The following is a 23,625-nucleotide window of genomic DNA, read 5'->3' on the forward strand; positions in this document are numbered from 1 at the left end:
GGCGCGCATGTATAAGAAAATCCTGTTGCCCGTGGACCTGTCCGCGGAACATTCATGGGCCAAGGCCCTGCCGACCGCGCTCCGCCTGGCCGGCCCGGAAGACGGCGTTCTGCATGTCGTGACGGTGGTTCCCGATTTCGGGATGTCGGTTGTCGGCACGTTTTTCGAGAAAGGCTACGAGGACAAGGCGCTCACCCATGTGGGCGAGGAACTTAAGGCTTGGGTGGCCCAGCATGTCCCGGCGGATGTCGAGGTGCACCCCCATGTCCTTCTGGGCCGCGTTTATGACGAGGTCATCTCGGCGGCGAACCGGCTCGACGTGGATGCCATCGTGCTGGCCTCCCATCGGCCTGAACTGAGTGACTACCTGATCGGCCCGAATGCGGCGCGCATCGTGCGCCATGCCAGGCAATCTGTTTTCGTGGTACGGGAGGGCTGACGCGATGGCCAACCATGTGTTCGGGCGCGGCTCCGGCGCATTGCCGACCGCGACACGGGGCGAAGGCTGCTACATCTATGACGAAGCGGGCCGCGCCTATCTGGATGGATCGGGCGGGGCCGCCGTGTCCTGCCTTGGCCATTCCGATGAGACCGTGCGCGCGGCGATCCATGCACAGCTTGACCAGATCGCCTTTGCCCATACCGGGTTCTTCACGTCCGAACCGGCCGAGGCCCTGGCCGACAAACTGATCGCCCATGCCCCCGACGGGATCGACCGTGTCTACCTGCTGTCCGGCGGGTCCGAAGCGGTCGAAGCCGCGATCAAGCTGGCGCGCCAATATGCATTGGAGATTGGCCAACCAGGCCGCCATCGCATCATCGCAAGGCGGCAAAGCTATCACGGCAACACGCTGGGGGCGCTTGCCGCAGGCGGCAACGCCTGGCGGCGCGAGAAATACGCCCCGCTCCTGATGGAGACGTATCACATCGATCCGTGCTTCGAGTATCACCACCGCCACGACGGGGAGAGCCTTGAGGATTACGGCCAGCGCGCGGCACAGGCCCTCGAGGATGAGATCCAGCGCCTCGGCCCCGAAACGGTGCTGGCCTTCATCGCCGAACCGGTCGTCGGCGCGACCGCTGGCGCCGTGCCTTCGGCGGGGGATTATTTCAAACATATCCGCGAGATCTGCGACCGGCACGGTGTGCTTCTGATCCTCGACGAGGTCATGTGCGGCATGGGGCGGACAGGCACCTTCTTCGCTTGCGAGCAGGACGGCGTCGCGCCCGATATCGTGACCATCGCCAAAGGCCTTGGCGCCGGCTATGCCCCGATCGGCGCGATGCTGTCCTCGGCGCGGATCTTCAACGCAATCGCCCAAGGGTCCGGCAGCTTCCAGCATGGCCACACCTATCATGGCCACCCGCTGGCCGCCGCCGCCGGGAACGCCGTGGTCAGCCGCATCCTCGACGACGGGCTGTTGCCGCAGGTGCGCGACCGCGGTGACGCCCTCGAAGCGGCCTTGCGGCAGCGGTTCGGCCAACACCCCCATGTTGGCGATATCCGCGGGCGCGGCCTGTTCCGTGGCATCGAACTGGTCGAGGATCGCGATACGAAACAGAGTTTCGATCCAAGCCGCAAACTGAACGCAAAGGTCAAGAAGGCCGCCATGGACGAAGGCCTGATCTGTTACCCGGCGGGCGGAACGGTGGATGGACGCGTCGGGGATCACGTCCTGCTCGCGCCGCCCTTCATCATCAGCGAGGATCAGATCGGAGAACTGGTCGACAAACTGTCCAATGCCCTCGATCGGGCGCTGGCCGCGTAGTCGACGAAACCCATCTGCCAGAGACACGCAGGGACATACCGATGAGTCGCCTCGACGAAACACGCGCGATCCTGCGTGACCTGATCGCCTTTCCGACCGTGTCGGCCGATCCGAATGTCGAGATCACGGTGTATCTCGCAGACCGCCTCTCGGCGCTCGGCGCGCATGTGGAGCTGGTGACAGATCGCACCGGCCACAAGGCCAGCCTGTTCGCGCGCCTGGGCTCCGAGGTTGCGGGCGGCCTGCTGCTCTCGGGTCATACGGACGTGGTTCCGGTGACCGACCAGGCCTGGTCCAGCGACCCCTTCACTTTGCGTGAAGAGGACGGCCTGCTCTACGGGCGGGGCACTTGCGACATGAAAGGCTTCGTTGCCGCCTGCCTCGCCCATGCCGGCAGCGTCGACCCGGATGATCTGGAAACCCCGCTCTATTTCGCCTTCACCTATGACGAAGAAGTGGGCTGCCTCGGCGCCCGCCAATTGGTGGACCACCTGAAGGGGCGCGACCTTCTTCCCAGGCTTGCGGTCATTGGCGAACCGACCGAGATGCGCGTGATCGAAGGGCACAAGGGCTGCTGCGAATACACCACCGTGTTTTCCGGCCTCGAAGGGCACGGCTCGGCGCCCGACCTGGGCGTGAACGCCATCGAGTTCGCGACGCGATACGCGGCGAAACTCCTTGAACTGCGCGAAGCGCTCAAGACGCGCGCGCCGACCTCCTGCCCGTTCGATCCGCCGTGGACGACCATTAACCTCGGCAGGCTGAGCGGCGGCACCGTCCACAACATCATCGCGAACCATGCCGAACTGGACTGGGAAATGCGCCCCGTCCAGGCCGAGGACGAAGCCTACGTGAAGGCCACGCTGACCGGCTTTGTGCAAACCGAGCTTCTGCCCGCCATGCGCGCCATCCATCCGGGCGCGACGATCGAAACAACGGTCATTGGCGAGGTGGCCGGTCTGGAACCGGACGAAGGCAACCGGACCCGGGATATCCTGCTGGAGCTGACCGGCGCCAACCGCGCCGAAACGGTGCCCTTCGGAACCGAGGCGGGCCTTTTCCAATCGCTCGGCATGGAAACCGTCGTCTGCGGCCCCGGCTCGATCGAGCAGGCCCACAAGGCGGATGAGTTCATCTCCCTCAGCCAGTTGCAGGCCTGCCTTGACCTGTTGGACCGCCTGGTGCCGCGCGCGACACGGTCAGCCTGAACGTGAAACTTTCATGACAGCGCGGATCTTAGCTTGTCCGCACTCAATAATTCGATAATTTCCGAATTATGGAAAATTTGATTCCCGACCGCCTAACGATTCTAGGCCATCCGCAGCGGCTGGCGATCTTTCGCCTATTGATGCGCCGTTACCCCGACCGGGTTTCGGCGGGTGAGATCGCCGAGGTGCTGGATATCAAGCCGAGCACGCTTTCGGGCTACCTTGCGTCGCTGGTCCACGCGGACTTGGTCACACAGGACCGGGTCAGCCGGTCACTGCTCTACGCCATCAACATGACAGAGGTACGAAAGACGCTCGATTACCTGGTGACGGATTGTTGCCGGGGACGGGCCGACCTCTGCCTGCCGCCACTTTCGCCCCCCGAGCCACAGGAGCCCGCCATGTCGGCCCGCAAATTTAACGTCCTGTTCATCTGCACGGGAAATTCAGCCCGTTCGATCTTTGCCGAAGCCCTACTCCGCGCCGAGGCGGGTGACCGGTTCAACGCCTACTCCGCCGGCACGAAACCCTATTCGGAACTGAACCCCTTCGCCTTGCAAGTTTTGGCCGACAAGGGCCACGACACCTCGGTTCTTCGGTCCAAGAACATCGCGGAGTTTCAGGGCGATGACGCGCCGGTGATGGATTTCGTCTTCACAGTCTGCAACCAGGCCGCGAACGAGGACTGTCCGGCTTGGAAGGGCCAACCCGTCAGCGCCCATTGGGGCATGACCGACCCGGTCACGGCCGAGGGCACCGACGCCCAGAAATCGCTGGCCTTCCAACAGGCCTATGGCGCGCTTCGCAACCGCATCCGCGCTTTCGCCGCCCTGCCGGTCGATGCACTGGACCGGATTTCGCTACAAAAAGCGGTGGACGATATCGGCCGCACGACCGAGGAGACCTCCGCATGACTGTCTACGCGCTCAACGGCCTCGGCCGGATCGGGAAGCTCGCCCTAAAGCCGCTGCTGGCCAGCGGTGCCGAGATTGCATGGATCAATGACGCCGTCGGCGACCCGGCCATGCATGCTCACCTGCTTGAGTTCGACACGGTGCATGGCCGGTGGGACGCGGCGTTTTCGCATGACGACAGCAGTGTCACGATCGACGGGAAACGCCTGCCCTTCATCGGCACGCGCGACCTCGGCGCACTGCCGCTCGACGGGGTGGATGTCGTCATCGATTGCACCGGCGTCTTCAAATCCGAGGCCAAGCTCGCCCCCTACTTCGAAGCCGGCGTGAAGAAGGTCGTCGTGTCCGCCCCGGTCAAGGACGGGCCGACAGCCAACATCGTCTACGGCGTCAATCACGACATCTACGACCCCGCACAGCACCACATCGTCACCGCCGCCAGTTGCACCACCAATTGCCTCGCGCCCGTGGTGAAGGTCATCCACGAAAATATCGGCATCAAGCACGGCTCGATCACCACGATCCACGACGTGACCAACACGCAAACCATCGTCGATCGGCCTGCAAAGGACCTGCGCCGCGCGCGTTCGGCGCTGAATTCCCTGATCCCCACCACAACCGGCAGCGCCACCGCGATCACGCTGATCTATCCCGAACTCAAGGGCCGCCTGAACGGCCATGCCGTGCGGGTGCCTCTGCTGAACGCGTCGATCACGGACTGCGTTTTCGAGGTCGAGCGCCACACCACCGTCGAAGAGGTGAACGCCTTGTTCGAAGCGGCTGCGACGGGGGAGTTGTCGGGGATCCTCGGCTACGAGGAACGGCCACTGGTCTCTGCTGACTACACGAATGATACCCGCTCTGGCATCGTCGACGCGCCCTCGACCATGGTGGTGAACGGCACTCAGGTGAAAATCTACGTCTGGTACGACAATGAAATGGGCTACGCGCATCGCCTCGTCGATGTCGCCCGCATGGTCGGGGCATCGCTGTGAGCGCACAGGCCAAGGACCGCCCCGAGGGTCTGTCGGCCTATATCGCCGTCACGGCCGCCTATTGGGCCTTCATGCTGACCGATGGCGCCTTGCGCATGCTGGTGCTGCTGCATTTCCACACGCTCGGCTTCAGCCCGATCCAACTCGCCTATCTTTTCGTGCTCTACGAGATCGCGGGGATGGTGACGAACCTGTCTGCCGGGTGGCTGGCGGCGCGGTTTGGCCTGACCTCGACCCTCTATGCAGGGCTTGGCATCCAGGTTGTCGCTTTGCTTGCGCTGGCGCAGCTCGATCCCGGTTGGGCGGTCACGCTCTCCGTCGCTTATGTCATGGTCGTCCAAGGCGCCTCCGGCGTGGCGAAGGACCTTGCGAAGATGTCCTCGAAATCCGCCGTCAAGCTTTTGGCGCCCAAGGAAGACGGCGGGCTGTTTCGCTGGGTCGCCGTTCTGACGGGCTCGAAGAACGCGGTCAAAGGTCTTGGGTTCCTGCTTGGTGCGGCGCTTCTGGCGACCATGGGCTTCGTCTGGGCGACCCTGGTCATGGCGGCTGTCCTTGCCGTGATCCTTGTCACCATCGCCGTGACCATGCCCAGTGGCCTGCCCAAGGGGCGCAAGGGCGCCAAGTTTTCCGAGGTGTTTTCCAAATCGGCCAACGTGAACTGGCTGAGCGCGGCGCGCGTGTTTCTTTTCGGCGCGCGGGATGTATGGTTCGTCGTCGGCATCCCGATCTATTTCTACGCCGTTCTCTCGGACGGCAGCGAAGAGCAGAACCGCGCGGCATTCTTCATGATCGGCACCTTCATGGCCGTCTGGATCATCCTCTATGGCATCGTGCAGGCAAATGCCCCGCGCGTCTTGCGGGCCAAGGACCGGTCGGAAAGCGCCTTGATCGGCGCGGCAAAAGCGTGGGCCTGGGGTTTGTTCCTCGTTCCGTTTGCCCTGAGCGCCGCAACATTGGCTTCGCCTGAGCCGCAGCCTTGGCTGACGGTCACGCTGGTTGCGGGGCTCTTGCTGTTCGGGGCGCTCTTCGCCGTGAACTCGGCGCTGCATTCCTACCTGATCCTCGTGTTCACGCGGGACGAACGAGTCACGATGGATGTCGGGTTCTACTACATGGCGAATGCCGGAGGGCGGCTGATCGGAACCGTTTTGTCGGGCCTGACCTATCAGGTCGGGGGGCTTGCACTGACCCTCGGCACCGCGGCGGGGATGGTCGCCTTGTCGGCCTTGACCGCGACGCGGCTGAAAGCGCCCGACAATGCTGAAGCCGTCGTGTGATCCCGCCACCGAGGATTCCAAGACGGCTTTGAATTGAATGCGGCCATCCATGTGGCGGACCGCGCAGAAATGAGCGCGCCTCATAATCATCCGTAGAAACATTCAATTCAACTCATGTTCAGCAGGCCCTATATAGCGGTTCAATCCAAGGATCGGACCGACGCCCATGTTGAACTTCTCCCTGCCCGACAGCCCCGTGCTTGCCCCCCTTCGTGCGCTTGCCGCCGAACGTATTCTGGTGCTCGACGGCGCGATGGGCACCATGATCCAGACGCTCAACATGACGGAAGAGGATTTTACCGGGAACGGTCACATCCATGGCCCCGGTTGCCGACACCACTACGACGCCGAGCATCCGCAGCAGGGCAACAACGACCTGTTGGTGCTGACCCAGCCACAGGCGGTCGAGGACATCCAGTTCGAGTTCGCCATGGCGGGTGCCGATATCCTGGAGACCAACACGTTTTCAGCCACGACCATCGCCCAGGCCGATTACGGAATGGAGGCGGCCGTGCACGACCTGAACGTCGCCGGTGCGCAGGTTGCGCGCCGCGCGGCGGATCGCGCCACGGCCCAGGATGGCCGCCCGCGCTTTGTCGCCGGGGCGGTCGGGCCGACGAACCGCACCGCATCGATCAGCCCGGACGTGAACGATCCGGGCTACCGGGCCGTGACCTTCGACGAGTTGCGGATCGCTTACGGGCAACAGATCGACGGGTTGATCGAGGGCGGCGCCGACCTGATCCTGATCGAGACGATCTTTGACACGCTGAACGCAAAGGCCGCGATCTTCGCCGCGCATGAGAGTTTCGCCCGCGCCGGGCGGCGTCTGCCCATCATGATCTCCGGCACGATCACCGACGCCTCCGGGCGGACATTGTCGGGCCAGACGCCGACCGCCTTCTGGCATTCGGTCGCCCATGCGAGGCCCTTCAGCGTCGGGCTGAATTGCGCGCTCGGGGCGGCGGCGATGCGCCCGCATATGGCCGAAATCGCCGCTGTGGCTACGACCCATACCTGCGCCTACCCCAATGCCGGGCTGCCGAATGCCTTTGGCGCCTATGACGAAAGCCCGGATCAAACCGCCGCGCAGGTCGCCGAGTTCGCCCGCGACGGGATCGTCAACGTGGTCGGCGGCTGCTGCGGGACCACACCCGATCATATTCGCGCCATCGCCGAGGCGGTGGTCCCCTTCGCCCCCAGAAAGGTGCCGGCATGACCGAGAGATACCTTCGCCTTTCGGGCCTCGAGCCCTTTGTCCTGACGCCGGACATTCCCTTCGTGAATATCGGCGAGCGCACGAACGTGACCGGCTCGGCCCGCTTCCGCAAACTGATCGTCAACCGCGACTATGCCGCAGCACTGGACGTCGCCCGCGACCAGGTCGAGAACGGCGCCCAGATCATCGACGTCAACATGGACGAGGGGCTGATCGACAGCAAACAGGCGATGATCGAGTTCCTGAACCTCATCGCCTCCGAGCCCGATATCGCCCGCGTGCCGATCATGATCGACAGCTCGAAGTGGGAGGTGATCGAGGCCGGCCTGCAATGCGTACAGGGCAAGCCGGTGGTGAACTCCATCAGCCTGAAAGAAGGCGAAGAGGCGTTCCGCCATCACGCCGGCCTGTGCATGGGCTATGGCGCAGCCGTCGTCGTGATGGCCTTTGACGAGGCCGGGCAGGCCGACACTTTCGAGCGCAAGACCGAGATCTGCGCCCGCGCCTATCGCATCCTCGTGGACGAGATGGGCTTTCCGCCCGAAGACATCATCTTCGACCCCAATGTCTTTGCTGTCGCCACCGGCATCGAGGACCACGACAACTACGGCGTCGATTTCATCGAGGCCACGCGCTGGATCCGGCAGAACCTGCCGCATGCCCACGTGTCGGGCGGTGTGTCGAACCTCTCGTTCAGCTTCCGCGGCAACGAACCGGTGCGCGAGGCGATGCACGCGGTCTTCCTCTACCACGCCATCAAGGCAGGCATGGACATGGGGATCGTCAACGCGGGACAGCTGGCGGTCTATGACCAGATCGACCCAGAGCTGCGCGAGGCCTGCGAGGACGTCGTCCTGAACCGTCAGCCCAAGGCAGGCGGCACGGCGACCGAAAACCTCCTCGACATTGCAGACCGCTTCAAGGGCGGCAAGCGCGAGGAAAAGGTGCGCGACCTCGCCTGGCGCGACTGGCCGGTGGAAAAGCGGCTGGAGCATGCGCTGGTCAACGGCATCACCGAATTCATCGAGGAAGACACCGAGGCCGCGCGTGCCGCTGCCGAGCGCCCCCTTCACGTCATCGAAGGCCCGCTGATGGCCGGGATGAACGTGGTGGGCGACCTCTTCGGTGCAGGCAAGATGTTCCTGCCGCAGGTGGTGAAATCGGCCCGCGTGATGAAACAGGCCGTCGCGGTTCTGCTCCCCTACATGGAAGAGGAACAGCGCCTGTCGGGCGGCGACGGACGTCAATCGGCGGGCAAGGTCCTGATGGCGACCGTCAAGGGCGACGTGCACGACATCGGCAAGAACATCGTCGGCGTCGTCCTTGCCTGCAACAACTACGAGATCGTGGACCTTGGCGTGATGGTCCCGCCGCAGAAGATCCTGCAGGTCGCCCGCGAAGAGAATGTGGATATCATCGGCCTCTCCGGCCTCATCACCCCGTCGCTTGACGAGATGGTGCACCTCGCCTCCGAGATGGAGCGCGAAGGTTTCGACATTCCGCTGCTGATCGGCGGCGCGACAACCTCGAAGGTGCACACGGCCGTCAAGATCGCGCCGCGCTACACGCGCGGGCAGACCGTCTATGTCACCGATGCCAGCCGCGCGGTCGGCGTTGTGGGAGCGCTGCTCAGCCCCACGCAAAAGGAGCAGTACGTTTCGGGTATCCAGGCGGAGTATGCCGAGGTCGCCGAGAAACACGAACGCGGCGAGCGCGCCAAGCAGCGGGTCCCGCTGGCCGCGGCACGGGCCAATGCGCTCAAGCTCGACTGGGATGCCTACGCACCGCAGGCCCCATCCTTTACCGGCACGCAGGTGGTCGAAGATTGGGACCTGGCCGAGATCGCCCGCTACATCGATTGGACGCCGTTTTTCCACACTTGGGAGATGCGCGGCGTCTATCCCAAGATCCTCGATGACGAGAAACAGGGCGAGGCCGCGCGCGCCCTTTTCGCCGATGCGCAGGACATGCTGAGCCGTATCATCGACGAACGCTGGTTCACGCCGCGCGCCGTGGTGGGGTTTTGGCCCGCCAACGCGGTCGGCGACGACATCCGCCTGTTTTCCGGCGCGGATCGGACCGAGCCGCTTGCCACCTTCCACACGCTGCGCCAGCAGACGGCCAAGCGTGGTGACCGCCGCAATCTGGCCTTGTCGGATTTCGTGGCGCCCGAAGGCAAGGGCGCAGATCACATCGGCGGGTTCGTCGTGACGGCAGGCCCCGAAGAGATCGAGATCGCCGAGCGGCTGGACAAAGCCAACGACAATTACGGCGCAATCCTCGTGAAGGCGCTGGCCGACCGGATCGCCGAAGCCATGGCCGAGATGCTGCACGAACGCGTGCGCCGCGAGTTCTGGGGCTACGCAGCGGAGGAGTCCTTCGACCCGCAGCAATTGATCGGCGAGCCTTATGATGGCATCCGTCCCGCGCCCGGCTATCCCGCGCAGCCCGACCACACCGAGAAGCGGACCCTGTTCCAGCTTCTCGACGCCGAGGAGGCAACCGGAGTGCGCCTGACCGAAAGCATGGCGATGTGGCCCGGTTCCTCGGTCTCGGGCCTCTATATCGGCCACCCCGACAGCTACTATTTCGGCGTTGGCAAGGTCGAACGCGACCAGGTCGAGGATTATGCGCGGCGTAAAGGGATTGACGTGGAGGAGGCCGAGCGCTGGCTTGCGCCGGTGCTGAACTACGTGCCTGGATCGGTGTCGGATCGCTCCGCCGCCTGATGGGTGCAACGATTTGAAAGACCGCGGGACGGGAAGTCTGCTTGCCTGGTCCTGGCGATGTGCCCCACGCTTGATAAGAGTTTGGAAGCTTGAAGCTGGACCTTCTCCTTCGTCACAACCACGCGCGGAATGTTCCCGTTCCACTGATCCGGTGGGCATAATATGGGATGCCCAAGACGAGAGGACACTCGATCGTGGTGTCTTTACCTGCAAATGCCTTCAAATTCGCAGCCTTGGTGGCGAAGTCGACCGCATAACGAGGGAAATTGCGGAGGGCAGGTCAACCATGTTGGCGTCTTTTCCGAGCCCGGCCTACTTGATCCCCATGCCTGATCAGGCGTATGAGCGGGCTCAAGGGCATGCCAGTTGCGCGAGCGTCTCGTAGCCCCAGGCCTGTGGACGTTCCAGTTGGAGCGTGACTGCCGCAGAAGCCGGCCGACATCTCAGCACAAATAGAACAGTCAAGGACAGTTCCTTTGCGTAAGTCGATTCTGGTAATCGTGAAAGGCCCGCCTTCCGACGACAAGGCAAAGGCCGGGCTTTTTCCCGTCACCATCCGGCAGTTCTGCACCATCTTCGAGACGGTGTACGTTTTCTCCATCAAGGATCAAAAGGGCGAGAAGGCCGAGACGCTCAACAATCTTGGCGACGCCATTTACATCAACCCACTCATGGCACCCGGCACGTTTCTTGGAGAAATGCCGGTCAACGCTGTCAATGCGCAGCTGATCGCCTCCGCTGTCGCCTCCTTCTGCAATGGGAAAGACATCGACCTTGTCCTGTCCCTGCAAAGCGCACCGGATTCCGGCAAGTTCGCCAAGCAGGTTGCCAACCGTCTGGGCCGTCCCTTTGGAAGCTGGGAGCATCTCACGTCCTACGAACGCAAGCACTTCATAGGACAGCGACGGAGGCTCAAGGATTTCTTCCGCAAAGCCGACGGGATAGCGGCTGTGTCCGAGCCAGTCCTTTCGCACATCCAAAGCAATTTCGGCGTGACCCTGAAGAACTCTGCCGCGATCCCTAACCCGGCCCCCGAAGATATCGAAAGCTCGGAGCCGGTAGACACCATTTCCTTCGAAACTTACCGAACAGGCGGGCCACTGATCGGCGCATGGACAAAATGGCGCAAGATCAAACGCTTGGATATTCTGATCGACGCTTTCTTAATGACACTGGAAAGGTTCCCAGATGCGCAGCTTTTGGTGGCTGGTCGCGTCATGCACGAACCGGGACCCAAGGCTCAGCATCCGAATATCCATTTCCTCGGACATCTTTCGCGCGACCAAATTCGTAGCCTGGCACATGCGGTCGATTTTTGTTGTGTGCCAAGTGATTATGAAACTTTCGGTCTGCCAATCGTCGAAGCGCTTGCAGCAGGAAAGCCGGTCGTGGCCACGAATTCGGACGGCCCGAGGAGTATCATGACCGAAGGCTTCCTTGGAGAGTTAACCCCCACGGGCGACTTGAACACTTTCGCAGACGCGATGCTGCAAACAGTTGAGCGGCTTCAGGACTACGACGCGCATGAGATACGACAGTTTGCGATTTCACGTTACGGGAAGCAGGCGCAGATTGACCGCTGGGCCGCGTTCTTCGACACGATGACCGGCTGAGTGCGTGACTGGTTCAAAGCTGTAGGCAGATTTTTGTAAGGGGGCTCGCGGACCCAAGAACAAGGCCTTGACCCAGCAGCGCCGGCAAGCCCGCAGCCTATCGAGCGCGACCGCAGGCGTCAGGCACCGTCTCTTCGCGCTTTCTCGAATTGCAGCATTTGTTCGGCGGCGATTTCCTTGTTCCGCTTCTTGCGGCGCCAGCGCAACAAGGGTTCGTTCCACCGCTTCTTGAATGTCTTTCTTCTGCCCCCCGAAGCCTCGATGTCGCTTTCCAGACCCTCCTGCGTTACGGGCGACGGCCAGACCACAAGACCAGTCCCGCTCCTGATCATGTCCTCGCTCAACTGTTTGTCGACCGGCATCAAGATCCTGCGGTAGCGTTGCACAAATCGCTCCGCTGCCGGTCGTGTCCAGAGGATGGCGTGCATTCGAATAGGAAAAAAATGCGCGACACAGATCTCGTGCCCGGCGAAAGCCGCAACACGGCTGGACATCTGATTGATGTTCAGCGCGCCGAGATGCACAACATCCCAATCCAGATCCATGCCATCGAGAGTTTGGACGATCCCCTCTAACAGTTGAGCGAGATTCTCCGGCACAAGAGCATCATCCTCGAAAATGATCGCATGATCTGCGTCGGACGACAGGAAGGCGTCGAGACTTGCAAGGTGGCTTTGATAACAAGCAACCTCCGATTTGAGCAGCGAGCGCCCTATCGTCGCTGCAGTGTCATTGTCGGAGTACGCGTCGAACGACGCCAGGTCCAGTTTTTGACCGTCACAGGCCTCGATGCGCTGCCAAGTCTTGAAACCGGCATCCCGGAGCCGGGCCTCCATCGCTGCCCGCCGTCTTTCGCTACGCAAAAGGTTAATGTAGAGAACGAGCGGTTCCTTCATCACAGCCGAGCGCCCTTAATCATACCGAATAGTTCCTTACTGCGGTGTCCAAGGCGTCGTTGGACCTTCTCATTCGTCGCGAAAACTCGGTTTCGCTCCCCAAGACCGGGTGAATCTCCACAAGACCCGCCAATCGGTCGTCAATCGGGGAAGCCTCATGAACGCCCAAAGCTCTCGGAAAACCCCTCGAAGCGTGCCCTTTCACACCGATGTATCGACGATCTGCAGTCTTGGAAAGAACCTCGAGATCGTCCCTTGGTCATGGGAGGCATCGAAGAACTCGCTCCATCTATCGAAGGAAACCCGTCGACCTGGCCTGATGGCCCTGTTTCGATCGCAACGCCCCAAACCATCTGCTTCACTTCTGGCGACTGCCGTCGAGAACAGCAGGCAAGTTAGATGCGGGTCAGAGACCTATACAAGGGTCAGATGCAACGCTTGCTGTCGGCGTTTGTCGGGTCATTTTCTCTGGGCGCGCGTCCGGACACGGTACGGACACGGGATTGGCGGCGCGACGCCGGGCGAACGGGCACAAGGTTAAGCCATTGTGATGATTTTAAATTTAGCTTCGAGGGCGTGCAACTGCCGTCGCTTGCCTGCGCCATCTATCTTCGTTTAACTCGCCACGGACCTAGAACGCGCGGCTCCAAAACTTGGCGATTTTGGCGCATACCGGCCGTCCATGATCGGAGCCCGCGCTGCGGCGCAGCCTCACCAGAACGGCCACTCCAACATCGCGCAGCGTTTTCGAAGAGTGGAGGTCCGAGTTGCGGGCTTTTCTGCATTTCGAGCGGCGACGACCAAGGTCTGCTTCACCGCGCTTTGCAGACTTCAAGCGCAGATCGCGGAATGAGTGTCCATTGAAGCTCCCAATGCCGTGGCTGGGCTTGCCAGTCCTTCCCGTCCTCCACTTCTTCTTCATTCTCGCGATTTCAGAAGCGGCTACAGTTGCAGGAGAACCATCAAACACCCTGGATGCCCAACGCTCCGGTAGCTTCGGCGCACACACATCCCACAGATCATGCCGCCGGCACTGACGTGCCGACATGATGCAGAAGCCACGTTTCCAACAGCTCCGGATCAGGAACGAGGCGACGCGCCATGCCGCCCGTGAACGCCTCGAAAGCGCCAAGGTTCAGTTGGTTGACGCCGACCAACACAGGCAGATCGAGCGCCAGCGCCTCGGCTATGACCGGGCGAAACCCACGCCCCTCTGCCTCGTGCTTGCCGAACTTGTTCACGATCAGACAGTCGCTTGCCGGCAAACGCGCCTGCACCAGACCAACGGCCGTTTCCAACGCCTGCGGGTCGAGACGGCACCCTTTCGAGGCCGCGCCGAGGCTTTGGGAAATGCGCAGTGTCGGGCCATCCGGCAACACGACCACGTCCATGTCACACGGCCCCGCATCCGCGCGCTCTATGTTCACCTGTGCGGTGCCAGCCGGCCGGAATCCGTTCAACACAAGACTGCGTGACACCCGTTGGAGAAGCAGGTCGATATCACCCCGGCCGGGGGCCATGGTGTAGGCTATGTTCACGCTGAGCCCTCGCTTGAACGGAATGGAAGGAATTCGACGAGCGCGCCTGTCGGAAGGCAATCCGCGTCAGACGGCAGGAACACCAGACCGTCCGAGGCCGAAAGCACCCGGACCTGGCCGGACCTGACGGGGCCGCGACAGTCGATCAGGTCGCGCCCCATGCCGTCATGACCAACCAGGCTGGCGGGTCGGACCTCGCACCGGCCGGGTTTGCGCTCGACAGGGTGCGACAGCACCACGAACCGTTTGCGCATGCCGGTATCGTTCAGGCCCGCCAGGCGCCGCAGGATCGCCTCGCCGAACAACGTCCAGGTGACGAAGGCGGATTGCGGGTTGCCCGGCAGCCCCAGCCAGGGGGCCCCGCCCAGCGCACCAAAGGTCACGGGCTTGCCCGGCTTCAGGGACACGCCGCTGAAATGGATCTTGCCGCCCGCCCGATGCAGCGCGGCGCGCAGGTGATCCTCCTCGCCGACGGACACGCCGCCCGTCGTCACGACGAGGTCGGATATCCGCGCGGCGTGCGCCAACGCATCCTCGATCCCGCCCGGCGCATCGGGCAGGACGTCGATGACGACGACCTCCACATCCGGGCGCTGCAGGGCAGCCTGAAGCATCGGAGTGTTGACGTCCCAGATGCGTGCCGCACCAAGCCCCCCCGCCCCGGGCCGCGCGACCTCGGACCCGGTCACGAGCAGCGCGACGCGGATCTTGCGCCGGACCTCCAGGTCGCCGAACCCGCTCGAAGCCGCGACGGCGATGTTGCGCGGCGTGATCCGCACGTTCCCGGCAAGTATTTCCGAACCTTCGGCGTACTCTTCGCCCCGAAAGCGGATGTTCTCGTGCCGTGTGGGGCGGCGCGAGACGACGATGACACCGGCATGGTGCGCCACTTCTTCTTGCATCATCACGCAGTCTGCACCGCCCGGCAGCGGCGCGCCGGTGAAGACGCGGGCGGCGCATCCCGGCGCAAGCGCCCCGTCGGCCGCTTCGCCTGCGGCACAGCGCATCGTAACCGGCAGGCGCCAGGGCCCCGGCCCGACGAGATCGCCCTGCCGCAGGGCGAAGCCATCCATGGCGGAGTGATCGAAGCGCGGCATATCCGAACGCGCGCGGATCGGTTCGGCCAGCACGCGCCCCACGGCATTGGCCAATGCCACGCGTTGGGTTCCGGTCACCCCCGAGATGCGTTCGCAGATACAGTCCAGCGCGTCATCGATGCTGACGGTCCCGGCCGAAGCCTCCGGCGCATCACACCCGCAAGCGGCAGGTTCGATCCGTTGAACAAAGGTCATGCCTCGCTTTCCTTTTCATCTTCGGGCCTAGGCAACGAACAGATCCTGCAAACCACGGCGACGGAGCATGGCCTGCCTGAGGGCAACGAGGTCTGCATCGGTCAGGCGGACGCGCGCCAGCGGCAGGAGTACGGCATTCTCGAGGATGAGATGCCGTCGCGTGACCCGAGCGAGATCGCGCAGCGCCTGCCGGAAAGATGATGACGCCATCGCTGCTGGCGCCGAGGCGGCGAGCAGGTCCAAAACGAACCCGAGACAGCCTTCGATCTCGCGGTGTTCACGCCCAAGTCTTCGGGCCAGACTCGGCAATTCATCTTCGGGTTCCGCGCGGTCAAGCAGCATGGGAAGGACGTCCAGATCCTCGTCGTTCAGCAAGGCGGGCAATTCGTGTGCCAGGTATTCCTGCATTTCCTCCAGGGCCTCTGTCTCTGGCCGCTCGGCATCCGCCAACCTGTCAAGCTCCGCGCACATCGCGCGCAGGCGCAGGTGATCTTCGGCAATGAAGTCGATGGGGTTCTGGAGCAATCGGATGCTCGTGGGTGTCCTGCCGTCACGACTACGGTGTTCAGTGATGTTGTGGTTCATGATCTGCCCTCCCGGGCGAGACGGACCTCAGGTCCGCGCCGGAAATCTCGGCGGACGTGACGAGGGTTTCGATGAACTCACGGGCCGCGCGGACCCAGGATGCCTTTTCCATCGCATCCGCGATTTTCTGCCTCACCGCGTCGAAGGGCAGAACCGCGCCCGTGGCCACCGCATCCATGCGGATGATGTGCCAGCCGTGCCGGGTCGGAACCGGGTCGGCGGTGATCTCGCCCTCGGGCAGGGTGCGCAGGGCGGCCTCGAATTCCGGCACTGTATCGCCGGGGTTCAACTGACCCAGTGCGCCGCCACTGGCCTTGGAAGTGCAGTCGCTCGCCTTTTCCGCCAGCCGGGCAAAGCCGCTAGGGTCGGCAAGGGCGCGCCCCGTCAGGTCCACGGCACGGGCATGGGCCGCGCGGCGCGCGGTCTCGTCGCGCGGATCGCAGGCGATGAGGATATGCGACACTTCCCACAGGGGTGGCGCACGGAAGCGGAGCGGGTCCCGCTCCCACTCGGCAAGGATCTTCGCCTCGGTCGGGGGCGTGACAGATACCACCTGATCGAGAAGGCCCCGGATCAGGGCCTCCTCCTCGGTCTCGATGCGGCCGGGGCCGAGTTCCTGAACACGCGCCTCGATCCCGCGGGCCCGCGCCTCCTGCAAGAGAAGTGTCCGCACCGCGATGGCATTGGCTGCCTTGCGCCAGGCCACGCCGGGTTTGCCACGGGGCGCGTCGTGGTTCTGGGCCTCGGCCGCGACCTGCGCGGAGGGCACCGTTTCACCATTGACGACGAGATCGGGAAAGAGCGCGGTCATCGGCCCTACTCCGCCGGGGTGGGCGTGGACTCGGGTGTCTTGGCCGACTGCGGCGGCCTTGCAACCATGTGCGCCGCGGGCAGCACGTTGCGCCGCTGCGACAGAGGCACCTGGCGGCGCGAGCGCACCACCTGGTAGCCCGTACGGCCGAAGAGGTATCGGAACGGCGCCGCGAAGCCCGACAGGATGTGCACCAATCGCGTGAAGGGGAAGACCGCGATGATCAGAAGGCCCAGCACGATGTGTAGCTTGAACACCAGCGCCACGTCGGCGATGTGGCCCGCCGCCGCGCCGTCGAAGGTGAAGATCCCCTGCGCCCAGGCCATGAACTTTGTCATCTCGTGCCCGTCGAGATGCCCGAGCGAGACAAAGATCGTCCCCAGGCCCAGCACCAGTTGGCCGATGAGCATCAGAAGGATGGAGTTGTCCCAGAAGCTGGAGGTCTTGGCGATCCTCGGATCGGTCCAGCGGCGATGAAACAGCAGGATACCCCCGATCAGCGCGGCGACCCCCGCGACCCCGCCCGCGACCACGGCCAGCAGCTGCTTGGCGCCGTGGCTGATGCCAATGGCGTCGAAGAACCAGATCGGCGTGAGCAGACCCACGAGATGGCCGAAGAAGATCACCAGAACCCCGACATGGAACAGGACCGAGCCGAGGATCAGCTGCTTGCGCCGCAAGAGCTGCGAGGACGAGGTCTTCCACGTGAAGGGGTCACGCTCGTAGCGGGCGATAGAGCCCAGGATGCCGACCGCCAGCGCGATGTAGGGCAAGGTTCCGAAAAGAAACTGGTTCATGACATCCTCCGTCATTCAGCCGCGTGCGAGGCGGGTTCGGGGGTGATTGGGGTCTCCATGCGCGAAAGCATGTCGCGCACCTGCGGGCAGCCAGCATTGGGATCGGGACCGAAACGGACCTCGGTTTCCTCCCAGACCTTGTCGAGCGCCTCGAGGTCGTCGGGGTCGACCTCGGGCTCTTCCAGGAGCTCGGCCACGGCGGCCTTGTCGGCCTTGGCGCCCGAAAGCTGCAACAGGGCGGCGAACACGGCACCATATCCGCTTTCCCGCCGGACAAGCCGGGCGTTCAGCGCTTCCAGGATATGGGCCGCGTCCGCCAAGGTATCCTGCGCCTCCGCGAAGGGTCGGGTGGCCAGGAATTCGAGCAAGACCGGAAGATGGTCCGGCAACTCGCTCGTTGCGGGCTCGTAGCCCGCATCCCGGTACATCTCGACCAAGCTGACCATCGCGCCCCCCCTGTCCCGGCTTTCGCCGTGGACATGTTCGAAGAGGTTGAGCGACAGAGTGCGCGACCGATCGAAAAGCGCGACATATGTCTCTTGCAGCGTGTAGATGTCACCGATGGAGAGCGTCTCGAGCAGCGGGCGCAGCGCCCGCCGCCCCGCCGCGGTGATCCGGCTGTCGGCGACGAGAACGCCACCGATCTCGGGCATGGCCCGTTGCAGCTCGGGCGTCGGGTAGCTCAGGATCAGCGAGAATGCCTTGAGGGTGCGGTCCATCATGATTTCATCGCCTCCGGCATGTTGAGGGGCCGCCTGGCCTTGCCGAAGAGCGAGGCCTTGGACGTTCCCGTGGAGCAGCCGTTGCCATCGGTGAAACCGCAGCCGCCCTTGAGGTCATAGGCTTCCTCGACCTGTTCGCGGTGCGTCGTCGGGATGACGAAGCGGTCCTCGTAATCGGCCAGCGCCATAACCTTGTACATGTCCTCGATCACCCGACCGCTCAGGCCCACGCGCGCCGCGATCGCCTCGTCGCGGACCCCCTCGATGGTCTTGGTGCGCATGTAGGCGCGCATCGCCATCATCCGTTCCAGCGCGTTGACCACCGGTTCCTCGTCGCCCGCCGTCAGCATGTTGGCGAGGTATTTCACCGGGATGCGCAGGTCGCGGACGTTGGGCATGGCGTTTTCCATACCGATCTTGCCCGCCTCGGCGGCGTTCTGGATCGGGCTGAGCGGCGGGATGTACCACACCATGGGCAGCGTCCGGTATTCGGGATGCAGCGGGAAGGCGACCTTCCACTCCATCGCCATCTTCCAGATCGGGCTTTCCTGCGCGGCCTTGATCCAGTCCTCGGGGATGCCGTCGGCGCGCGCCGTCTCGATCACCACCGGGTCACCGGGGTCGAGGAACACGTCGAGCTGCGCATCGTAGAGGTCGGTCGTCTTCTCGGCGCGCGCGGCTTCTTCGACCCGGTCGGCATCGTACAGCATCACGCCGAGATAACGGATGCGCCCGACGCAGGTTTCCGAGCAGACCGTCGGGTTGCCGCTTTCGATCCGGGGATAGCAGAGCGTGCACTTCTCCGACTTGCCCGTGGACCAGTTGTAATAGACCTTTTTGTAGGGGCAGCCCGAGACGCACATCCGCCAGCCGCGGCATTTCTCCTGGTCGATCAGGACGATACCGTCCTCTTCGCGCTTGTAGATCGCACCCGACGGGCACGACGCGGCGCAAGCCGGGTTCAGGCAGTGCTCGCACAGCCGGGGGAGATACATCATGAAGGTGTTCTCGTATTCCCCATAGATCTGCTTCTGCACCCCCTCGAAGTTGTAGTCGGCCGAGCGTTTGGAGAATTCGCCGCCCAGGATCTCCTCCCAGTTCGGGCCTTTCTCGATCTTCTCGATCCGCTCGCCGGTGATCTTGGAATAGGGGCGCGCCGTGGGGAACGCCTCCATCTCCGGGGCCGATTTCAGGTGATCGTGGTCGAAATCGAACGGCTCGTAGTAATCGTCGATCTCGGGCAGGTCGGGATTGGCGAAGATGTTGGAAAGAATCCGCCACTTGCTGCCCTGCTTGGGCTGAAGCTTGCCAGATTTCGTCCGTTCCCAGCCGCCGTTCCAGCGCGCCTGGTTTTCCCAGTCGGTCGGGTAGCCGGTGCCCGGCTTCGTCTCGACGTTGTTGAACCAGGCGTATTCGACACCGTCGCGCGTGGTCCACACGTTCTTGCAGGTGACAGAGCACGTGTGACACCCGATGCATTTATCGAGGTTCAGCACCATGCCGATTTGCGCACGAACTCTCATTCCGCTGCCTCCTTCTCGGTCGCGGGACGGTCGAGCCAGTCGACCTTCTGCATTTTCCGCACGATGACGAATTCGTCCCGGTTCGCGCCGACGGTTCCGTAATAGTTGAAGCCATAGGCCTGGTGGGCGTAGCCGCCGATCATGTGCGTGGGCTTAAGCGTGGCGCGGGTAACGGAGTTGTGGATGCCCCCGCGCTTGCCGGTCTTCTCGGAACCCGGTGTGTTCACGATCTTTTCCTGGGCGTGATACATGAAGGTCGTTCCGTCCTTCATGCGCTGGCTGACCACGGCCCGGGCCGTGAGCGCGCCGTTCACGTTGTAAAGCTCGACCCAGTCGTTATCGACGATCCCCGCCCTCGCCGCGTCGTTCTCGGAGATCCAGATCACCGGACCGCCGCGGTTGAGCGTCAGCATCAAGAGGTTGTCGGAATAGGTCGAGTGGATGCCCCATTTCTGGTGTGGAGTGATGAAGTTCAGCACCACGTGGGGGGCGTTGTCGCGGGCGTCGGTGTTGACCTCGGCGGTTATCGTTTTCAGATCGACCGGAGGCCGGTAGGACATGAAGCCCTCACCGAACGCCCGCATCCACAAGTGATCCTGATAGAGCTGTTGGCGTCCCGTGAGCGTCCGCCAGGGGATCAGTTCATGGACGTTGGTGTAGCCCGCGTTATAGCTGACCTTCTCGCTCTCGATGCCCGACCATGTGGGTGAGGAGATGATCTTGCGGGGCTGCGCCGCGATGTCGTGGAAGCGGATCTTCTGGTGATGCTCACCCTCGGCCAGATGCGCGTGCGCGCGGCCTGTGCCCTCGCTCAGCGCTTCCCAGGCCTTCACGGCAACATTGCCGTTGGTCTCGGGCGCCAGCATCAGGATGACCTCGCAGGCGTCGATCGCCGTCTCGATCTTGGGCCGTCCTTTCGCGGCTCCGTCCTGTTTCACACCGTTCAGCGCGGCAAGGCCGTCGATCTCCTCCTGCGTATTCCACGAGATGCCCTTGCCGCCGTTGCCGAGCTTGTCCATGAGCGGACCGAGCGCGGTGAAGCGGTCGTAGATCGCGGTATAATCCCGCTCGACCGGCACGAAGGCCGGTGCGGTCTTGCCCGGAATGAGGTCGCATTCGCCCTTCTTCCAGTCCCGCACCTGGTCCTGCGCGATCTCGGCCGGCATGTCGTGCAGTAGCGGCAGCGCGACGATGTCGGTCTCTACACCCAGGATTTCCGGCGCAACCTCCTGCACCTTCTTGGCGATGGCCTTGAAGATTTCGAAGTCGGACTTGCTCTCGTAGGCCGGGTCCACCGCCGCTTGCAGCGGGTGGATGAACGGGTGCATGTCCGACGTGTTCATGTCGTCCTTTTCGTACCAACTGGCCGTCGGCAGAACGATGTCGGCATAGACCGCCGTGGTGGACATACGGAAGTCGATGGTCACGAGTAGGTCGAGTTTGCCCTCGGGGGCCTTGTCGTGCCACCTGGCTTCCTTGGGCAGCGCCCTGCCCTCCTGCCCCAGGTCACGGCCCAGAACGCCGTGATCGGTGCCCAAGAGGTGCTTGAGGAAATATTCGTGCCCCTTGCCCGAGGACCCCAGCAGGTTCGAGCGCCATACGAACAGGTTTCGCGGCCAGTTCGCCGGATCGTCCGGGTCTTCGCAGGCCATCTCCAGCCTGCCGGCCTTCAGCTCCTGCGCGACATAGGCGGGGATCTCCATGCCTGCGGCCTTGGCGGCCTTCGCCACCTCCAGCGGGTTGGTCTTGAGCTGGGGGGCCGACGGCAACCAGCCCATGCGCTCGGCACGAATGTTGTAGTCGATCAGGCTGATGTCCCAATCGCCCTCGGGTGCCGTCGGAGACAGGATTTCCTGCGCCGTCAGCGTCTCGTAGCGCCATTGGTCGGTGTGGGCATACCACGCGCTGGTCGAGTTCATGTGCCGCGGCGGGCGGCCCCAGTCGAGCGCGAAGGCCAGGGGCGCCCAGCCCGTCTGCGGACGCAGCTTTTCCTGCCCCACGTAATGCGCCCAGCCGCCACCGGACTGCCCGACGCAGCCGCACATCACCAGCATGTTGATGACGCCGCGATAGTTCATGTCCATGTGGTACCAGTGGTTCATCGCCGCCCCGATGATGACCATGGCCTTGCCCTGGGTCTTCTCGGCGGTGTCGGCGAATTCACGGGCAACATGGGCGATCTTGTCGGCGGGAACGCCGGTGATCTTCTCGGCCCAGGCGGGGGTGCCCGGCACATCCTCGTCATAGGACCTGGCGACCCAATCGCCGCCCAGCCCCCGGTCGAGACCGTAGTTGGCACAAAACAGGTCGAAGACCGTGGCGACCAGCACCTCGCCCTCGACCGTCTGCACGCGCTTGACGGGCACGTTCTTGGTCAGGATGTCGGGGCGCGTGTCGCCGGTGGTGAAGGCCTCGGTCGCGGCCCCGCCGAAATAGGGGAAGTCGACGCCGCGGATGTCATCGTGATCATCGTCGAGGATCAGAGACATCTGGAGCCGGGCATCCTTGCCGTCGGCCTTTTCCTCCAGGTTCCACTCGCCCTTCTCGCCCCAGCGGTAGCCGATGGAACCGTTGGGCGAGGCAAGCGTACCGCTCTCCTCGTCGAAGGCCACGGTCTTCCACTCGGGGTTGTTGTCTTCGCCGAGCCTGTTGTCGAGATCGGCGGCACGCAGGAAACGGCCGGGCACGAGAGCGCCGTCCTTTTCCTCGAGCCGGACGAGCATCGGCATGTCGGAATACTTGCGGCAGTACTCCTCGAAATACTCGACCTGCCGGTCGATGTGGAACTCGCGCAGGATGACGTGGCCAAAGGCCATGGCGAGTGCGGCGTCGGTGCCCTGCTTCACGTTCAGCCAGACATCGGCGAACTTGGAGGCTTCCGAATAATCGGGGCAGATGACGGCAGACTTCGTGCCCTTGTAGCGCACCTCGGTGTAGAAATGCGCATCCGGCGTCCGCGTCTGCGGCACGTTCGAGCCCCAGAGCAACAGGTAGCTGGAATTGTACCAGTCAGCCGATTCCGGCACGTCCGTCTGTTCGCCCCAGGTCATCGGCGAGGCGGGCGGCAGGTCGCAATACCAATCATAGAAGGACATGCAGACGCCGCCCATCAGCGACAGGTAGCGCGAGCCCGCGGCGTAGCTGACCATCGACATGGCCGGGATCGGCGAGAAGCCGAAGATGCGGTCAGGCCCATAGGTCTTGGCGGTGTAGGCGTTGGCGGCGGCGGTGATCTCGGTCGCCTCGTCCCAGGTGGCGCGCACGAAACCGCCCGAGCCGCGCCTGGTCGTGTAGGAGGCGCGCAGGATCGGGTCGGTCTGGATCGCGGTCCAGGCCTCGATCGGCGATTTGGTCTGACGCATCTGGCGCCAAAGTTTCATCAGCCGGCCGCGGATCAGCGGGGTCTTCACCCGGTTCGCGGAATAGAGGTACCAGCTGTAGGAGGCGCCGCGCGCGCAGCCGCGGGGCTCGTGGTTGGGCAGGTCGGGGCGCGTGCGGGGGTAATCCGTCTGCTGCGTTTCCCAGGTGACGATACCGGACTTGACGTAGATCTTCCACGAACACGAGCCGGTGCAGTTCACCCCATGCGTCGAGCGGACGACCTTGTCGTGGCGCCAGCGGTTTCTGTAGGTGTCTTCCCAGGCGCGGTCCTCGTTCGTGACCTGACCGTGACCGTTTGAGAACGTCTCCAGCTTGTTCGACTGGAGGAAGTTCAATCTGTCGAGCAGGTGGCTCAT

At 63.5% G+C, this 23,625-nt stretch carries 18 protein-coding genes; 9 read left to right on the plus strand and 9 right to left on the minus strand.

Translation table 11 applies throughout. The features are described 5' to 3' along the window. Positions 1-7: 7 nt before the first annotated feature. The 9 genes from ABD923_RS14720 (at position 8) to ABD923_RS14760 (ending at position 11,724) form a co-directional block, all read left to right on the plus strand. The gene (locus ABD923_RS14720) at positions 8-439 is read left to right on the plus strand and encodes a universal stress protein (RefSeq protein ID WP_222191444.1); all 432 of its coding nucleotides are present in this window, start codon (positions 8-10) and stop codon (positions 437-439) included. Between the two features lie 4 nt (positions 440-443). Continuing rightward, positions 444-1,769 carry an aspartate aminotransferase family protein gene (locus tag ABD923_RS14725; RefSeq protein ID WP_259549265.1) on the plus strand — a complete coding sequence of 442 codons (1,326 nt, stop codon included), beginning with the start codon at positions 444-446 and terminating at the stop codon, positions 1,767-1,769. 41 nt (positions 1,770-1,810) lie between these two features. Next, positions 1,811-2,977, plus strand: a complete 1,167-nt coding sequence (gene argE, locus ABD923_RS14730) for an acetylornithine deacetylase (RefSeq protein WP_259549258.1) — start codon at positions 1,811-1,813, stop codon at positions 2,975-2,977. 68 nt (positions 2,978-3,045) lie between these two features. Beyond that, positions 3,046-3,891: an arsenate reductase/protein-tyrosine-phosphatase family protein gene (locus ABD923_RS14735; protein ID WP_259549256.1), complete on the plus strand. Its 846-nt coding sequence runs from the start codon at positions 3,046-3,048 to the stop codon at positions 3,889-3,891. Further along, complete coding sequence (locus tag ABD923_RS14740; protein WP_259549254.1) at positions 3,888-4,886, plus strand: ArsJ-associated glyceraldehyde-3-phosphate dehydrogenase; 999 nt, start codon at positions 3,888-3,890, stop codon at positions 4,884-4,886. The genes ABD923_RS14735 and ABD923_RS14740 overlap by 4 nt, the downstream gene beginning before the upstream one ends. Beyond that, a complete protein-coding gene (gene arsJ / locus ABD923_RS14745; protein ID WP_259549252.1) occupies positions 4,883-6,163 on the plus strand; it encodes an organoarsenical effux MFS transporter ArsJ in 1,281 nt (426 codons plus the stop codon). The genes ABD923_RS14740 and arsJ overlap by 4 nt, the downstream gene beginning before the upstream one ends. A gap of 166 nt (positions 6,164-6,329) precedes the next feature. Next, complete coding sequence (locus tag ABD923_RS14750; RefSeq protein ID WP_259549250.1) at positions 6,330-7,382, plus strand: homocysteine S-methyltransferase family protein; 1,053 nt, start codon at positions 6,330-6,332, stop codon at positions 7,380-7,382. Then, positions 7,379-10,111 carry a methionine synthase gene (metH, locus tag ABD923_RS14755; RefSeq protein WP_259549248.1) on the plus strand — a complete coding sequence of 911 codons (2,733 nt, stop codon included), beginning with the start codon at positions 7,379-7,381 and terminating at the stop codon, positions 10,109-10,111. Before ABD923_RS14750 ends, metH begins: the two co-directional genes overlap by 4 nt. Positions 10,112-10,587: 476 nt before the next feature. Continuing rightward, on the plus strand, positions 10,588-11,724 hold the full coding sequence (locus tag ABD923_RS14760) for a glycosyltransferase family 4 protein (RefSeq protein WP_259549231.1): 1,137 nt from the start codon (positions 10,588-10,590) through the stop codon (positions 11,722-11,724). Between the two features lie 119 nt (positions 11,725-11,843). Here ABD923_RS14760 and ABD923_RS14765 read toward each other — a convergent pair whose 3' ends face one another. The 9 genes from ABD923_RS14765 to ABD923_RS14805 all read right to left on the minus strand — a co-directional run bounded on the left by ABD923_RS14765 (position 11,844) and on the right by ABD923_RS14805 (position 23,625). Then, the gene (locus tag ABD923_RS14765; protein WP_259549228.1) at positions 11,844-12,620 is read right to left on the minus strand and encodes a glycosyltransferase family 25 protein; all 777 of its coding nucleotides are present in this window, start codon (positions 12,618-12,620) and stop codon (positions 11,844-11,846) included. 1,019 nt (positions 12,621-13,639) lie between these two features. Then, a complete protein-coding gene (locus tag ABD923_RS14770; RefSeq protein WP_310796405.1) occupies positions 13,640-14,140 on the minus strand; it encodes a DUF2478 domain-containing protein in 501 nt (166 codons plus the stop codon). 14 nt (positions 14,141-14,154) lie between these two features. Beyond that, positions 14,155-15,450: a molybdopterin molybdotransferase MoeA gene (locus ABD923_RS14775; protein WP_259549224.1), complete on the minus strand. Its 1,296-nt coding sequence runs from the start codon at positions 15,448-15,450 to the stop codon at positions 14,155-14,157. A 27-nt stretch (positions 15,451-15,477) separates the two neighbouring features. Further along, on the minus strand, positions 15,478-16,035 hold the full coding sequence (locus tag ABD923_RS14780) for a hemerythrin domain-containing protein (RefSeq protein ID WP_259549222.1): 558 nt from the start codon (positions 16,033-16,035) through the stop codon (positions 15,478-15,480). Further along, entirely contained in the window at positions 16,016-16,846 is an 831-nt protein-coding gene (locus tag ABD923_RS14785) for a peptidylprolyl isomerase (RefSeq protein ID WP_259549215.1), read from the minus strand. The genes ABD923_RS14780 and ABD923_RS14785 overlap by 20 nt, the downstream gene beginning before the upstream one ends. A 5-nt stretch (positions 16,847-16,851) precedes the next feature. After that, positions 16,852-17,643, minus strand: coding sequence for a respiratory nitrate reductase subunit gamma (gene narI / locus ABD923_RS14790; protein ID WP_259549207.1), 792 nt, complete (start codon positions 17,641-17,643; stop codon positions 16,852-16,854). A gap of 11 nt (positions 17,644-17,654) precedes the next feature. Then, positions 17,655-18,362 (minus strand): nitrate reductase molybdenum cofactor assembly chaperone, encoded by a 708-nt coding sequence (narJ, locus tag ABD923_RS14795; RefSeq protein ID WP_259549840.1) that lies wholly within the window; start codon positions 18,360-18,362, stop codon positions 17,655-17,657. Continuing rightward, positions 18,362-19,888 (minus strand): nitrate reductase subunit beta, encoded by a 1,527-nt coding sequence (gene narH, locus ABD923_RS14800; RefSeq protein ID WP_259549206.1) that lies wholly within the window; start codon positions 19,886-19,888, stop codon positions 18,362-18,364. The genes narJ and narH overlap by 1 nt, the downstream gene beginning before the upstream one ends. Continuing rightward, a complete protein-coding gene (locus ABD923_RS14805; protein ID WP_259549205.1) occupies positions 19,885-23,625 on the minus strand; it encodes a nitrate reductase subunit alpha in 3,741 nt (1,246 codons plus the stop codon). Before ABD923_RS14805 ends, narH begins: the two co-directional genes overlap by 4 nt.

The organism is [Roseibacterium] beibuensis, from assembly GCF_039542305.1.
Lineage (GTDB): Bacteria > Pseudomonadota > Alphaproteobacteria > Rhodobacterales > Rhodobacteraceae > Roseibacterium > Roseibacterium beibuensis.

Coding starts and splice junctions, on each gene's coding strand:
- ABD923_RS14720 (WP_222191444.1), top strand. CDS start 8: ATGTATAAGAAAATCCTGTTGCCCGTGGACCTGTCCGCGGAACATTCA.
- ABD923_RS14725 (WP_259549265.1), top strand. CDS start 444: ATGGCCAACCATGTGTTCGGGCGCGGCTCCGGCGCATTGCCGACCGCG.
- argE (WP_259549258.1), top strand. CDS start 1,811: ATGAGTCGCCTCGACGAAACACGCGCGATCCTGCGTGACCTGATCGCC.
- ABD923_RS14735 (WP_259549256.1), top strand. CDS start 3,046: ATGGAAAATTTGATTCCCGACCGCCTAACGATTCTAGGCCATCCGCAG.
- ABD923_RS14740 (WP_259549254.1), top strand. CDS start 3,888: ATGACTGTCTACGCGCTCAACGGCCTCGGCCGGATCGGGAAGCTCGCC.
- ABD923_RS14750 (WP_259549250.1), top strand. CDS start 6,330: ATGTTGAACTTCTCCCTGCCCGACAGCCCCGTGCTTGCCCCCCTTCGT.
- metH (WP_259549248.1), top strand. CDS start 7,379: ATGACCGAGAGATACCTTCGCCTTTCGGGCCTCGAGCCCTTTGTCCTG.
- ABD923_RS14765 (WP_259549228.1), bottom strand. CDS start 12,620: ATGAAGGAACCGCTCGTTCTCTACATTAACCTTTTGCGTAGCGAAAGA.
- ABD923_RS14770 (WP_310796405.1), bottom strand. CDS start 14,140: ATGGCCCCCGGCCGGGGTGATATCGACCTGCTTCTCCAACGGGTGTCA.
- ABD923_RS14775 (WP_259549224.1), bottom strand. CDS start 15,450: ATGACCTTTGTTCAACGGATCGAACCTGCCGCTTGCGGGTGTGATGCG.
- ABD923_RS14780 (WP_259549222.1), bottom strand. CDS start 16,035: ATGAACCACAACATCACTGAACACCGTAGTCGTGACGGCAGGACACCC.
- ABD923_RS14785 (WP_259549215.1), bottom strand. CDS start 16,846: ATGACCGCGCTCTTTCCCGATCTCGTCGTCAATGGTGAAACGGTGCCC.
- narI (WP_259549207.1), bottom strand. CDS start 17,643: ATGAACCAGTTTCTTTTCGGAACCTTGCCCTACATCGCGCTGGCGGTC.
- narJ (WP_259549840.1), bottom strand. CDS start 18,362: ATGGACCGCACCCTCAAGGCATTCTCGCTGATCCTGAGCTACCCGACG.
- narH (WP_259549206.1), bottom strand. CDS start 19,888: ATGAGAGTTCGTGCGCAAATCGGCATGGTGCTGAACCTCGATAAATGC.
- ABD923_RS14805 (WP_259549205.1), bottom strand. CDS start 23,625: ATGAGCCACCTGCTCGACAGATTGAACTTCCTCCAGTCGAACAAGCTG.